Origin of the sequence: Shewanella sp. ENK2, assembly GCF_043568515.1 — a bacterium.
Lineage (GTDB): Bacteria > Pseudomonadota > Gammaproteobacteria > Enterobacterales > Shewanellaceae > Shewanella > Shewanella japonica.
In genome coordinates this window covers 2,658,876-2,671,632 of sequence record NZ_CP171406.1, presented here as the reverse complement: position 1 = coordinate 2,671,632, position 12,757 = coordinate 2,658,876, and the positions used below count along the sequence as shown (strand labels likewise).

Annotated in this window: 13 protein-coding genes and 3 pseudogenes; 8 read left to right on the top strand and 8 right to left on the bottom strand. The window is 40.0% G+C overall.

All coding sequences use genetic code 11. The annotated features are described in order from the left end of the window. The first annotated feature begins 41 nt into the window (after nucleotides 1-41). Nucleotides 42-352: pseudogene (locus ACGEDC_RS11765) on the top strand (prephenate dehydrogenase). Between the two features lie 221 nt (nucleotides 353-573). After that, on the top strand, nucleotides 574-2,316 hold the full coding sequence (locus ACGEDC_RS11760) for a GGDEF domain-containing protein (RefSeq protein ID WP_394493394.1): 1,743 nt from the start codon (nucleotides 574-576) through the stop codon (nucleotides 2,314-2,316). A 46-nt stretch (nucleotides 2,317-2,362) separates the two neighbouring features. Here the strand turns inward: ACGEDC_RS11760 and ACGEDC_RS11755 are convergent. After that, nucleotides 2,363-2,892: pseudogene (locus ACGEDC_RS11755) on the bottom strand (DUF3016 domain-containing protein). Between the two features lie 314 nt (nucleotides 2,893-3,206). On the opposite strand from ACGEDC_RS11755, the gene ACGEDC_RS11750 reads away from it, so the two are divergent. Next, nucleotides 3,207-3,491, top strand: coding sequence for a hypothetical protein (locus ACGEDC_RS11750; protein WP_394493392.1), 285 nt, complete (start codon nucleotides 3,207-3,209; stop codon nucleotides 3,489-3,491). Between the two features lie 100 nt (nucleotides 3,492-3,591). Here the strand turns inward: ACGEDC_RS11750 and ACGEDC_RS11745 are convergent, their stop codons facing one another. Then, complete coding sequence (locus tag ACGEDC_RS11745) at nucleotides 3,592-4,101, bottom strand: DUF4240 domain-containing protein (protein ID WP_055022715.1); 510 nt, start codon at nucleotides 4,099-4,101, stop codon at nucleotides 3,592-3,594. Nucleotides 4,102-4,205: 104 nt separating this feature from the next. On the opposite strand from ACGEDC_RS11745, the gene ACGEDC_RS11740 reads away from it, so the two are divergent. The 5 genes from ACGEDC_RS11740 to ACGEDC_RS11720 all read left to right on the top strand — a co-directional run bounded on the left by ACGEDC_RS11740 (nucleotide 4,206) and on the right by ACGEDC_RS11720 (nucleotide 7,481). Further along, nucleotides 4,206-4,613 carry a hypothetical protein gene (locus ACGEDC_RS11740; protein ID WP_055022716.1) on the top strand — a complete coding sequence of 136 codons (408 nt, stop codon included), beginning with the start codon at nucleotides 4,206-4,208 and terminating at the stop codon, nucleotides 4,611-4,613. 91 nt (nucleotides 4,614-4,704) lie between these two features. Then, on the top strand, nucleotides 4,705-5,502 hold the full coding sequence (locus ACGEDC_RS11735; RefSeq protein WP_055022717.1) for a response regulator: 798 nt from the start codon (nucleotides 4,705-4,707) through the stop codon (nucleotides 5,500-5,502). 185 nt (nucleotides 5,503-5,687) lie between these two features. Continuing rightward, on the top strand, nucleotides 5,688-5,960 hold the full coding sequence (locus ACGEDC_RS11730) for an HU family DNA-binding protein (RefSeq protein ID WP_055022718.1): 273 nt from the start codon (nucleotides 5,688-5,690) through the stop codon (nucleotides 5,958-5,960). A 295-nt stretch (nucleotides 5,961-6,255) separates the two neighbouring features. Next, nucleotides 6,256-6,948, top strand: coding sequence for a TorF family putative porin (locus tag ACGEDC_RS11725; RefSeq protein ID WP_055022719.1), 693 nt, complete (start codon nucleotides 6,256-6,258; stop codon nucleotides 6,946-6,948). Between the two features lie 350 nt (nucleotides 6,949-7,298). Then, a complete protein-coding gene (locus tag ACGEDC_RS11720; RefSeq protein ID WP_055022720.1) occupies nucleotides 7,299-7,481 on the top strand; it encodes a hypothetical protein in 183 nt (60 codons plus the stop codon). 30 nt (nucleotides 7,482-7,511) lie between these two features. On the opposite strand, the gene ACGEDC_RS11715 is transcribed toward ACGEDC_RS11720, so the two are convergent. The 6 genes and pseudogenes from ACGEDC_RS11715 to ACGEDC_RS11690 form a co-directional block, all read right to left on the bottom strand. Beyond that, a complete protein-coding gene (locus ACGEDC_RS11715; protein ID WP_394493388.1) occupies nucleotides 7,512-7,907 on the bottom strand; it encodes a hypothetical protein in 396 nt (131 codons plus the stop codon). Between the two features lie 51 nt (nucleotides 7,908-7,958). Next, nucleotides 7,959-9,323, bottom strand: a complete 1,365-nt coding sequence (locus tag ACGEDC_RS11710) for an alanine/glycine:cation symporter family protein (protein ID WP_055022722.1) — start codon at nucleotides 9,321-9,323, stop codon at nucleotides 7,959-7,961. 304 nt (nucleotides 9,324-9,627) lie between these two features. Further along, complete coding sequence (locus tag ACGEDC_RS11705) at nucleotides 9,628-10,158, bottom strand: SRPBCC family protein (protein WP_211030529.1); 531 nt, start codon at nucleotides 10,156-10,158, stop codon at nucleotides 9,628-9,630. A gap of 81 nt (nucleotides 10,159-10,239) precedes the next feature. Next, nucleotides 10,240-10,509, bottom strand: coding sequence for a cysteine-rich CWC family protein (locus tag ACGEDC_RS11700; RefSeq protein WP_394493385.1), 270 nt, complete (start codon nucleotides 10,507-10,509; stop codon nucleotides 10,240-10,242). A 287-nt stretch (nucleotides 10,510-10,796) separates the two neighbouring features. Then, nucleotides 10,797-11,845 (bottom strand): annotated as a pseudogene (locus ACGEDC_RS11695) (c-type cytochrome). 9 nt (nucleotides 11,846-11,854) lie between these two features. Then, nucleotides 11,855-12,574, bottom strand: a complete 720-nt coding sequence (locus tag ACGEDC_RS11690; RefSeq protein WP_394493383.1) for a c-type cytochrome — start codon at nucleotides 12,572-12,574, stop codon at nucleotides 11,855-11,857. Between the last annotated feature and the right edge of the window lie 183 nt (nucleotides 12,575-12,757).

The following is a 12,757-nucleotide window of genomic DNA, read 5'->3' as shown; positions in this document are numbered from 1 at the left end:
CTTATAATTTAACTTAATTTTTATGATGTAATGAGGCTATCATGCCGTATACCCAAGTTATCCAGCAATTAAAAGAAAGTCTGCAAACAGGATATCGTCAAGCCATTGATGCCGATAAAAGACTCGACGAACTGCGTCAAGCTGGCCATGGTAAGTTTGTTGCAATCTTCACTGAAGAACAAGGCTTTACCCAAAAAAGTAATCGCTTTTTACCTTATGTTCAAGAGCTCGCAAATGAACTTGAAGAGCTTCAAGGTCTCAGCCATATACCTCCAGAAATGTTAGAAGCTCATGTAAAAAAATTGGGGCATTACTGCAAACTTTGCATTTGTTTAAACAAAATACTAAGTAGCACCTACCACTTGTTAAAAACGCAGCCCACGGGCTGCGTTTTAGTATCAATCAACTCCGCTTTGGTATTTTCACATTTAAATAATCCACTCCTTTGAAAAATGAGCTTGAATCGATTTCAAGTTTATCTGTTAGTTTTGTGCATACATTTGTTATCAAAGACATATTTTTGTCATTTTTCTGCCATAGACTGATGGAAAAAAATGCAATGGAACTGATGTAATGAGTGTTATAGATTTAGAAAAAGAACTCGAAAAAATAATATATAAACAATCTATCAATGCTATCTTTCAGCCTATTTTCAACATATCAACTCAAAAGGTTCATGGTTTTGAAGCGTTAAGCCGAGGGCCAGAACATAGCCCGCTTTATTCTCCAGTACCTTTATTTAAAACTGCAGAACATCTTAATAAACTCAGTGAATTAGAAACACTCTGCCGCAGTATTTCTATTAATGCTTTTAAAGCGTGTCAGCTTAAAGGTAAGTTGTTTATCAACATCTCGCCAAAAGCGCTACTCGATCCTGACCATCCTAAAGGGCTAACCCTGCAGCTGATTAAACAAATGGGGCTAAAGCCTGAAGATGTGGTTATCGAACTATCAGAGCAATACCCAGCCGATGATATTGATTTATTAAAAGACTGTTTGAACCACTATCGCAATCAGGGCTTTCTCACAGCAATTGATGACTTAGGCGCAGGATACTCAGGGTTACGCTTATGGTCTGAACTGTCTCCTGATTATGTCAAAATCGATCGCCATTTTATTCATCAAATAGACAGCACGGCAGTAAAGCAAGAATTTGTGCGCTCGATTGTGGAGCTATGCCAAAATCTGACTTGCAAAGTCATTGCAGAGGGAATCGAAACCCCAGAAGAGTTAACCATGTTAAAGCAGTTAGGGGTGACTTATTGCCAAGGTTATTTATTGGGTAGACCCAACATTAAACCCAATACGCACATGGACTCAAACTTGGTGAGCATGCCTTTGCCACCGCAAACACGTTATTGCGAAACAGCAGAAAGTTTATGCTCATCAGCCAATATCGCGCCCCCTGAGACAAAACTGAAGCAACTCAGTGAGCAATTTATTGCTCAACCAGCACTGCAAGCAATTGTCATCGCTCAAAATGGCCATCCTGAAGGCATCGTCAGTCGCAATCATATTCTGGAATTATTTAGCACACCCTATGGCCGAGCCCTTCATGAAAACCATCCGGCGAGTGCAGTAATGGACAGACAAGTATTGCAGATTGATGCAAGTGAACCTTTGTCAGCGGTGAGCCAACAGCTAACTTCTGAAACCGCCACTACCGTTGCACAACAATTTATTATATTACGACATGATAAATTAATCGGGATTGGCCACACCAAAGATCTATTACAACGCATAACCGAACATAGAATTAAAGTCGCTAGACATGCTAACCCACTTAGCAACTTACCTGGAAATGTTCCTATTCAAGAAGAGTTAAAACGCTTACGATCCCAGAAAAAACCATTTTATTTAGCATATTTTGATTTATGCCACTTTAAACCTTATAACGATATTTATGGTTTCTCACGAGGTGATGAAGTCATCATGCAAGTGGCTAACTTACTAAGTCATCATCAAAATGAACGCTGCTTTGTCGGCCACATAGGCGGAGATGACTTCGTGATGATTTGCACTTGCCAAGATGCACTCACTCACGGTAAAGCCATCGTAGAACACTTTGAACAAAATAAACGCACTTTTTATTCAGCAGAACATTGGCAAACTCAAACTATGCATGCCAAAGATCGCCAAGGTAATATGGTCGACCACCCTTTAATTTCACTATGTGTTGGTGTACTACCACCTGCTATGACCCATGATACAACGGATCATAAATTATCAATGCTCAGTGCTGAAGCCAAAAAACAGGCTAAATATGTACAAAGTAAGGTTTTCATCTTAGATGATAGGCAACAAAAAACGGCTTAATAAGCCGTTTTTATTGTATTGATTGAAGCTATCTCAATGGCGCGATTTATAGCACTGGCTCTACGGTTTTCTTTAACCAATCTTTCAACATACGAGTTTCATACTCAAATGGTCGTTGATTTCTTGTAGAATTAGCACCGTACATGAAGTTCATGTCAACTAGCTTTTCATCTCCGGCAATAACAACGTTATCGCCTTCAGTGATACGGTAAGTAAACGTCATTCTAGGTGGGTACAAATCTTTAACGATTCGTAATTCATTAGCAGACGTAGCCCCGAACGTTGGTCTTAAGTCGCCTGCTAAGTCCACATCTGAAACTATCATTTCGAGTTTCTGATTTGGCTTGAGTATCTTCTCAGCTTCTTTATTGATATTTTTAGTCATGGTATCAAAAAGCGTTGTTCAAAGCGCGACTTAACTTCTGTAGCCGTTTTTAAATCACGATAATTTTTAGGCTCTTGCCATTCAACTTTAACGATGCCCTCTTCTGTGACTGGATTTTCAATCACTTCTTCATCAGCGATAGCAACATTACACATTAGTGCGCCTGCAATAAGTAAATGTTTAACTTTCATATATAGTCTCCTGGCAGTGAATTTGTCGCAATGTATTCATTGCATCTCAATATAATAAGCCCAACCTGTATATAAGCTTAACGCAAAGCGACTTCCTTTGCTGTAAGACATTCACCTTTATACAAGCAAGTAAAAAGGGATAAATATTATTAGCTGCTTTTTTGTTCAGCTTTTGTTCAGTCAGTGATTGCTAATATACATCCCAAGCAAACGTACTGCATCATATCAACCCCATTAGATGATTGCGTCACTGCCATTAACGCTCAAGGAATTAGCGCAACAATAAACCTACGAGTTTTAACTGGAGTAATACTATGAACAACATCACTATGAACAACGCTAAAGTAACTATGACTAAGAAAATAACCCTTGCTGCGACCTTTTTCGTCACAATGGCATTATCTTCTTCAAGCTTTGCTCATCAATTTGATGTCGATGCAGAAGGCCAACAAGCGATTCAAGAACATCACCAGTTAATGAACCAGCACATGGCTTCGGCAGAACAAGAGTATACCGCTGAACTTGAACAAGAATTTAATCAGCAGCTTGAAACTGCAGAGCATAACTTCATGGAAAAAAATGCGCTAATCGTGGATTAGACTTTGATGACGAATCTGAAGTGTGTGAAGGCTAAACCTTAAAGGTTAGTTACCGATATGAAAATGCAGCCTAATGGCTGCATTTTAGGTTTTCTGAACGTTAAAATGGAAATAATGCACTGAGTTTTGGATAGTTCTTTTTAAGATCTTTCTTCTTGGTACTAAACTTTTTACCCTGGGGAGTATGCTGCCCGGAAGGAACAAAAGGTAATTCATTACCTGTTCTGTCTTCATAGAGTTGCCCTGCTATCAAGTCAAAGTCCTCAATAAAAGGGTATGCATAATCATCTTTTGTTGGCCACAAAGTCAGCTCTCCTAAACAATCGGGATCAGCAATCACCTTGTTATACCAGTCTTCACCCAGAGAAAGTAAAAAGCCTCTAAACTCTGCGAAAGCATAATCAGAATCACAACCTGTGATAATGTACGCCGCTCCCCATATATTCCAATGATAACTACGGCGCATCTGCTGTCCGAACATTTTATCAAATGCGGCTAATGCGTCATCATCAAGCTCGGTTAGCTTAGCCGTCAGTTCACTGTGGCACTGCTGCTCTGACTGTTGCGGCTCAGTACGCGTCACTAAGTCCCAAAATTCAGCTTCTGTCATGTCACTTTTCCTAATCTTTTTGGAAACTATTCACCAAAATATCTCAACTCGCGTTATTCTACACCACAACGAACTCATTGCTTTACTATCAATAACAATACCTCATGAATAAATTCAGTACCGTTAACAATCCGCTCCCTCGCAGACTTATCATATTGATGGCATTTTACGTCTTATTGTCTATTCTGGCTTTGCTACGTTCATACGCCATTCAAGGAATCGATCTGTTTACGATTGGCGTAATACCAGTGCTATTTGGACTCGTTAAACGCACTCACTGGGCCAGTTTAGTGTTAAAAATATACCTCGCAATCCAAACATTGGCGATGTTGGCTTTATCCACAACAGCTATTATTGCCTATCAAATCACCCCTGAAGATGTAAAAGTCGAATTCAACGGAGTGAGTATACCTGTACCCGCTATTGCACTGAGCGCTGTGCTCATTTTGGGGTACCAATATTGGGTCGCGTTTAGCCAAAAAACCACGCAGTATTTGAAACCTGATTGTTAATGTCTTGTGCAAGAATAGCTATATTCACGTAGAAGCTTAAGGTAAAATGCGCCCATAAGACGCATTTATAATAAATAAGAAGAAGTCATTTATGGGCCACCTATCCCCCAGTGAACTATCAATTTTATTGCTAGAGCCTTCAGATACTCAGCGTAAAATTATCACCGCACGCCTACAACAAGAAGGTGTAAATAGCATTCAAACTGCATCAAGTATCACTGATGCAAAAGACATTATCTCAAGACACACTCCAGATTTAGTCATCAGCGCTTTGCACTTTTCAGATGGCGAAGCGACCGACTTGCTCAGTTTCATCAAGCAAAGCACTCAATTTAATGACATTCAATTTATGTTGGTTTCTAGTGAGTGTCGACGCGAACAACTTGAAGTGTTCAGGCAATCAGGGGTCGTCGCCATTCTACCGAAACCATTCGATGCCGATCACCTAGCGACTGCGCTCAATTCAACCATCGATTTAATCAGCAACGATGAACTGGATTTAAGTCATTTTGATGTACAAGATATTCGTACATTGGTGGTCGATGATAGCCGAATGGCACGTAATGTCATTAAGCGAACCATTGGCAACTTAGGCATTAGAATCATTAGTGAAGCTGAAGATGGGGCGCAAGCAATAGAACTCATGCAGCAACAGATGTTTGACCTAGTCATCACAGACTACAACATGCCGAGTGTCGACGGTCTAGCACTGACCCAATATATTCGCAATGAAAGTCAGCAATCCCATATCCCAATATTAATGGTCTCATCTGAAGCCAATGATACACATCTTAGTAATGTATCAAGTGCGGGAGTGAATGCACTTTGCGATAAACCTTTTGAGCCTAAACTGGTTAAGCAGCTGCTGTATCAACTATTAGAAGATTAATTTTACTGTGGCACTCGTCATTTTCGCCCCAAAAGCTGGGCAAAGGGGTCATTTACGTCGTAAATGTCACCAAAATGCCCTATTGCTACACAATTATCAGATAAAATGCTTTCAAAGCCCCATGGCTTATGGCATGTTAATCTAGTTTTAAATAAACACATCTATGGAAAGCAGAGAATATCAACATGAACAAAAGTGAATTAATTGCAAAAATTGCAGAAAATGCTGAGTTAACTAAAGCAGAAGCTGGCCGCGCACTAAAGTCTTTTGAAGAAGCTGTTACTGAAGCCATGAAAAATGGTGACAAAATTTCTATCGTAGGTTTTGGTTCTTTTGAAACCTCTGTACGCGCAGCTCGTACTGGCCGCAACCCACAGACTGGCAAAGAAATTCAAATTGCTGAAGCAACTGTACCAAAGTTCAAAGCGGGTAAAACATTAAAAGATAGCGTTAACTAAGATTAACTGCTTGAAAATAAAACCTCCACTTCGGAGGTTTTTTTATGTCTATTGATCACCTTTCTATTAGAAACTCGCCTCATAACTGCACAAAAAAAGTGCGCCTCTGCCTCAATACTATGCAACATTTTTGCTACATCATAGTGCGAGAGAGCATAAACCATTAATAGTAAAGCATTTATAAACATGGCACATCATTAGCAATAACTCATACAGATGAAATCAACATTGAACCTTGCTGCCCGATAATCAAGCAACAGGTGAAATGAATAATAAAAACTTTGAGGGAATGAAAATGAAAAAAACCTTATATAAAGCTATTGCGCTATCTACAGGCTTATTATTATCTGGTTCTGCATTAGCAGAAGTCACCGGTAATATCGGTGCGACGTCAAACTACCTGTGGCGTGGTGTAAGCCAAACTGATAACGGTGCAGCTGTACAGGGTGGTATTGATTATGCCGCTGATTCTGGCTTTTATGTCGGTGGTTGGGCTTCAAACGTTGATTTTGGTGATGGCACAAGTTACGAGTTAGATATTTACGCAGGTTACGGCGGTAATATCACTGAAGATTTAAGCTACGATATTAACTACCTTTACTATGCCTACCCAGATTCTCCTGGTAGTGTTGATTTTGGTGAAGTCACTGTTGGTTTAGCATGGAAATGGTTAGATGTTTCTTATTCACACACTGTCAATGGCGGCGATGATATTGCTTCTGATCCACTTGATTCAAAAGACATGATGTATGCACAAGCTAACCTCACATTCCCACTAACTGAATCACTGTCTTTAGGCGTGCATTACGGTTATTCAGATGGCGATATCATTACTAGCTGGTATGGTACTGATAGCTACTCAGAATACAATGTATCGTTAAGCTCTGATACTGATTACGGTACTGTTTCATTTACTGCATCTGATACAGATTTAGATGATGACGACGCAAAAATTGTACTAGGCTACTCGTACAGCTTTGGTTTATAAGCCATAGTCATTCAATCTGGCACCAATGCGAACTAGCTTAGGTCGGCATCGTGCCAATTGTTACACCTCAAACGCCACTCTAATGAGTGGCGTTTTTGTGTGTCAAAGAAACTTTTTGATAACTGCGTTAAGCAAAAAAATAAATAACTGCTACATTGAATTTATAGGAGTAAGTAAACCTTTGGGTGCAATTTGAATGCATATTCTTCGTGGTTGTTTTACAGGAATATCGTAAGCTTCAGCGCTCAATACCCATGATATCAAAGCACAGCTAAAGGCTACCTTTGATATTTACAGCTTATTTGTCACACAGGGACACCACAAATAAGCATGAAATAGAGGGTAGAATAATGGCTAATATTACTGAAAGCATTCCTAACGATACAGAAATCGACGCAATGGTATCACCAAGAAATAAACGTTCAGCTGAAATTATTGAACGAAAACGTCAAGTTAAACGACGCTTAGATGACTATCTTGAACAAGCAGAATTACGTAAAAGTTTAGGTGACGACTTAGAAGATGATTTTTAAACTTCACATAACCTTACTCAGCTTGCCAAATTAATCCCACGACTTAAGGTAATACGCTAAGCCTGCGCACTCCAGATATACTGTGCAAGTCGGATACTTCTGCTCACCACATTCAGTGATAACCAGTGCATTGCCGCCCCTATCAGCCGTTTGACCTCTTAAATCGTTTTTCAATGCGCTTAGACTTGGAATCGGGTAACGCAAATGATCTGCCGACACACTGCAAAAAGAAGTAAAAACTTCACCTAATGGGTCGTTTTCGTGATTATAAAGTTCACTTGGTGAATACAAATCAACGGTTGAAGCCTCAACCTTAGCGACTACATACTCTTCTGCATTGGTGCGAAATTTAACGCCATTACAACCAGCAAGCACGACAATCAGCAAACAGATTGTATATACGCTTATAATGTTATCTATCTTCATAAAATCCCTTTTTGTTGGCATACACATCCCAGTGTATGCCTAATCCATTTTTTATCCTTGCGCATTTAACTGCTTTTGTTTAGCAAAGTATTCACGGGTTAGTGCAAATACCACAGGGCTTAACAATGCTAATGCAATCAAGTTTGGAATAGCCATCATGGCATTTAATGTATCTGCAAGTAACCAAATAAACTCAAGCGAACTCACAGCACCAATCGGTACCACTAAGGTCCAAATTAATCTAAATGGCTTAACGACTTTATCACCAAATAAGTACTGCATGCATTTTTCACTGTAAAAGCTCCAACCTAGGATGGTCGTAAAAGCAAATACAGCTAATGCAACGGCAACAATATAATTACCCATAGGCAGTGCATGTGAAAACGCAAAGGATGTTAACGCAGCGCCTGTTTCACCCGAAGTCCATGCTCCCGATACAATAATAGCCAAACCGGTAATCGAACAAACAATAATCGTGTCGATAAACGTACCTAACATCGCCACTAAGCCTTGTTTAACAGGCTCATTGGTTTGCGCAGCAGCATGGGCAATAGGCGCACTACCTAAGCCTGCTTCATTTGAGAACACACCACGAGCAACACCAAAACGAATAGCAGCCCACACAGCGGCACCAGCAAAACCACCTTGGGCAGCAACCGGGTTAAATGCACTATGAATAATTAACTGAAATGCGGCTGGTACTTGGTCAGCATAAACAACTAACACGGCTAAGCCAGCTGTAATATAAAATAGGGTCATTAAAGGGACAAGTTTACCGGCAACGTCTGCGATGCGTTTGATACCACCCATCAATACAGCACCCACAAGCACCATCAGCACTAAACCAGTAATCCAGTTAGGCACACCAAAGTTGCTGCTCATTGCGTCAGCAACTGAGTTGGTTTGCACAGTGTTACCTATACCAAAACCAGCAAGAGAGCCTAAAAGCGCAAATAACGTGCCTAACCAAGCCCATTTGCTGCCTAAACCATTCTTGATGTAATACATGGGACCGCCCACATGATTACCATTTCCATCTTTTTCACGAAATTTCACCGCTAAGACAGCTTCTGCAAACTTGGTAGCCATACCGACTAACGCCGTACACCACATCCAAAATAACGCGCCTGGTCCACCAAGAAATATCGCGGTTGCAACACCGGCAATATTACCTGTACCAATGGTTGCCGAAAGTGAAGTCATTAAAGCGTTAAACGGACTAATTTCACCTTTATGTTTATCGTCGGATGAATCTCGACCAGACCACAATAACTTAAAGCCTGTGCCTAATTTTAGGATTGGCATTAATTTCAGTCCGATAGACAGAAATAATCCCACTCCTAAAATCATCACTAACATGGGAACGCCCCACACTATGCCATTAACTGTATTTACAAATGCCGTCACTTGTTCCATTGATAACCTCATAATGCGTTAATTATTTCTTGTTATTATTTTTAGCTGTTTCTCTTTTGATTCATCCGCTATTTCACTCAATAGGGCTAAGTCATTTAAAGAAAAATTAAGATTACCTGCATTACACACAAATTGGAAACATCATCATTAAAAGCAAAGGTATTAAATGCAATAATCTCAATAAATCAGTCAATTGATTAGGCTAAATAAATAAAAAAGGCACTACTAATATTGTAGTGCCTTCACAGTTTGGTATTTATATCGCCCTAGAAATATCAAGCAATGCAATAAAACTTAAACCCATTCAATCCAAAATCAACTTTAAGCTATCTAAGCCTTGCTGTAAGTCATTGCCTATAATCGTTTCAAAATCCATGAACAAAAACATCAAATTCATCGGATAATCGAGATGCCCTTTAAACCCCCAATTAAGTCGAGTTTGATTGTCAGACAAGGCTTCAGTGGTCATATATGCAGGCTCAGTTGCTTCAAAAGGGCTTAAAAATCTAAGTTCGAAATCAATCCTCTCTCCCTCAACAATCGCCATGATCTCTTGTTCACCGACGCCAACATCTGGATTATCACTTGCCCAAGCTGACACAAATCCAACCGTTGCATCTGTCCCACGATAGGTTTTTTCCATATCGGGATCCATTTGCGCCCATTTACTAAAATTATTTTGATTCTTGAGGTGTTTTACATAATCAAACACAATCGCTTTAGGTTGGTTAATCACAATTGTTCGCTCAACTGAGTAATCTTTTTTGATAAAGATCGCCGCGATAAATGGGATTGCAATTATGATAGCAACAACTAGGAGTATTTTTTTTATCATGGTGTTTTTCCTAATTAAAGTAATGATTAAGTATATCAATCATTCCTGACACCACAATTTTATTTTAACAAAATAGCAACACTACTTTTTGCAAAGAGACTCATAGCAAGACTGACACACACAAGCTTTTCCCCTCAATTGCGCTTTAACAGCAGCAGAAATGGTGCCACGAGCTGAAAAAGAAAGACACCAACACGCCTCAATAGATAAACCTTTGCTGACAGCACAAGCATTTGGCTTATTGCAGATAGGACAAATTAAAGGTTCAACAACATTAGCTTGACTCAGTGATATCCCCTCTTGAGTTACTTGTTCTTGAGGATGATAGATTTCAACAATTTGTGTCTTCACAGGATTAACTCGATAGTAGGAATATTAACGATTGGTTCGCAGGCAACGCTAGATGTATAAGCAAGGGTAATGCGATACAACTTTCTATGATATTCATTTTATGACTGATGACAAAATAGAGTGTGACACTACACTATAAAAATAGCACAGTAGATAATAATGCAGCTCATATAATCCTCTGCCTTGAGTAGAGGTGATGCCTCAACCAAATACGTTTTATTATGCTACTGTACTGCGTTGCCATTTATTCAGCGTTTCTACTTTCCCAATGACTTTTCCAATCAGGCTTACTGACTAGCCTCAGGGAAATTAGGATAAGCCTTTTCGCCTAAAAGTACATTTTGAGGCTTTTTGCCATAATAACCATCATGTTGATGAAAACTGGCTTTCGTTTGCTCTATCTTTCCTTTAAAACGCGGATCTTGAGGTCGTTTCTGGGCATTAATGTATGCTGCTACATCCCAAGCATCTTGGACTGAAAGCTGAATACTCTTTCCTAATGGCATATTCTCATAAATAAAGTTAGCCGCTGTATTCACTCGATGCATACCTGCTCCCCAGTTATAGCTCTGCGGCCCCCATAATGGCGGAAGAGCACTTACTTTTGCCATCTTTACTCCTTGACCATCTTTACCATGGCAAGCCTGACAATGTGCAAGATAGACTGAGTTACCTCGCTCTATTGAGTAGGGTTTTTCCGGCTTATCTAACTTAGGAAAGCCGCGACCAGGCAGCATCGTTAACGCTTTTTGATCAAGCTTCGCGCTAATAACCTCAGGTAATGGAAACTCAGGACGATTACCTCCTTTTAGCAACTCAGCATCTGACAATACTGGTACATCACCAGTAAGATTAAATTGATTCATCAAGCCACTCATCGCTAACCAATATGAATAAGCCGACAGAGCAACTAACACATCGCTACCTGATTCAGGGGCTTTGCCATTCATTGAGTAAGTAAAACAACCTTGAATACGCTCCTGATAGCTATTCACTTTGTCATTTTTTTACGATAGGCAGGATAGGCCATATAAGCCGCCCAAAGTGGCGAAGCATTCGCTTTATTTCCGGCGTTCATATGGCAATTTACACAGTTCAATTCATTGCCAACATACTGATTGCGCATTTGCTGACTAATCACAAACAACTGATACCCCTTTGTGACTTTGTCGCCAAACTCCCCTTTAGGAATCGTAGATAACGCACTCGGTGTTAAATATTGGGCATTAGCATCTTTTGGAACAGAAGGAAGTTGAGCTTGTCTATCGGGTAACTCCGTCGCTGATAATCCCATACTGAGCAACACACCAGCCACCGAAAAGTAATATAGCTTCATAGTATGTCCTTATTTCTGAGCCGAAAAGTATTGAGTTAATGCATCAATTTCTGCAGCGGTGAGCTTTTTAGCAATATTGCCCATCATGTTGTCAACATCCCCTGTACGGGTGCCTTTTTGCCATGCCAATAATTGATTTTTAAAGTAGGTGGCTTCTTGGCCAGCTAACCGCGGAAATTGACCTGCACCAATACCTGACGGACCGTGGCAACTGGTACATGCTGGGATCTCCCGCTCCCAATCACCTTGAAAAGCCAGTTTCTCGCCTATATCGCTAATGACAACTTTATCGCCTCGATACTGCAAACTAATTGCTGCGACTGGTTTTGCAGCAAAATAATCTGATACTAATTTAATGGTATCGCCCTGCACCGTCATAGCCATTGCCATCATCGTCGGATTTTGACGTTTACCAGACTGAAAATGAGAAAGTTGCTGGGCGATATAGTCACTAGAAAGGCCTGCTAATCTAGGGCCTGCTACCCCCAAACCTTCACCGTTTACGCCATGACAACTTAGGCATACTTGAGCCGCTGCTGGTACGGTTTCAAGGAGCTCTTTAGGTGAAGCTTCAGGAATACTGGCTGAAACACTAAGGCTTAACGTACTGCCAATTAGCGCCGTCCAAAGCCTAGATACACTAAAGTTTGCACTTTGTCCCCATTGCGAAGTAACTGTATTGGTGGAACGCCATGAGTGAACTTTGGAAAACCAGAGATTTTTATTCATATATCAGCCTTTTGTGAATAATCCATTTCCTATGCTTTACTCAATATAGTCAATAAAAGAACAGTTAGGTAGGATGTTTTTTATACAAAAGCAAGATGCAGATAATTAAGTTCATACTGCTGAATTTTTTCATTAATAATGACTTGGTTTACTGCGATATCTCAAAACATTAAAGAAAATTAC

What these genes read in the sequence shown, in the direction of transcription:
- ACGEDC_RS11760 (WP_394493394.1), top strand. Translation starts at nt 574, where the DNA reads ATGAGTGTTATAGATTTAGAAAAAGAACTCGAAAAAATAATATATAAA.
- ACGEDC_RS11750 (WP_394493392.1), top strand. Translation starts at nt 3,207, where the DNA reads ATGAACAACATCACTATGAACAACGCTAAAGTAACTATGACTAAGAAA.
- ACGEDC_RS11745 (WP_055022715.1), bottom strand. Translation starts at nt 4,101, where the DNA reads ATGACAGAAGCTGAATTTTGGGACTTAGTGACGCGTACTGAGCCGCAA.
- ACGEDC_RS11740 (WP_055022716.1), top strand. Translation starts at nt 4,206, where the DNA reads ATGAATAAATTCAGTACCGTTAACAATCCGCTCCCTCGCAGACTTATC.
- ACGEDC_RS11735 (WP_055022717.1), top strand. Translation starts at nt 4,705, where the DNA reads ATGGGCCACCTATCCCCCAGTGAACTATCAATTTTATTGCTAGAGCCT.
- ACGEDC_RS11730 (WP_055022718.1), top strand. Translation starts at nt 5,688, where the DNA reads ATGAACAAAAGTGAATTAATTGCAAAAATTGCAGAAAATGCTGAGTTA.
- ACGEDC_RS11725 (WP_055022719.1), top strand. Translation starts at nt 6,256, where the DNA reads ATGAAAAAAACCTTATATAAAGCTATTGCGCTATCTACAGGCTTATTA.
- ACGEDC_RS11720 (WP_055022720.1), top strand. Translation starts at nt 7,299, where the DNA reads ATGGCTAATATTACTGAAAGCATTCCTAACGATACAGAAATCGACGCA.
- ACGEDC_RS11715 (WP_394493388.1), bottom strand. Translation starts at nt 7,907, where the DNA reads ATGAAGATAGATAACATTATAAGCGTATATACAATCTGTTTGCTGATT.
- ACGEDC_RS11710 (WP_055022722.1), bottom strand. Translation starts at nt 9,323, where the DNA reads ATGGAACAAGTGACGGCATTTGTAAATACAGTTAATGGCATAGTGTGG.
- ACGEDC_RS11705 (WP_211030529.1), bottom strand. Translation starts at nt 10,158, where the DNA reads ATGATAAAAAAAATACTCCTAGTTGTTGCTATCATAATTGCAATCCCA.
- ACGEDC_RS11690 (WP_394493383.1), bottom strand. Translation starts at nt 12,574, where the DNA reads ATGAATAAAAATCTCTGGTTTTCCAAAGTTCACTCATGGCGTTCCACC.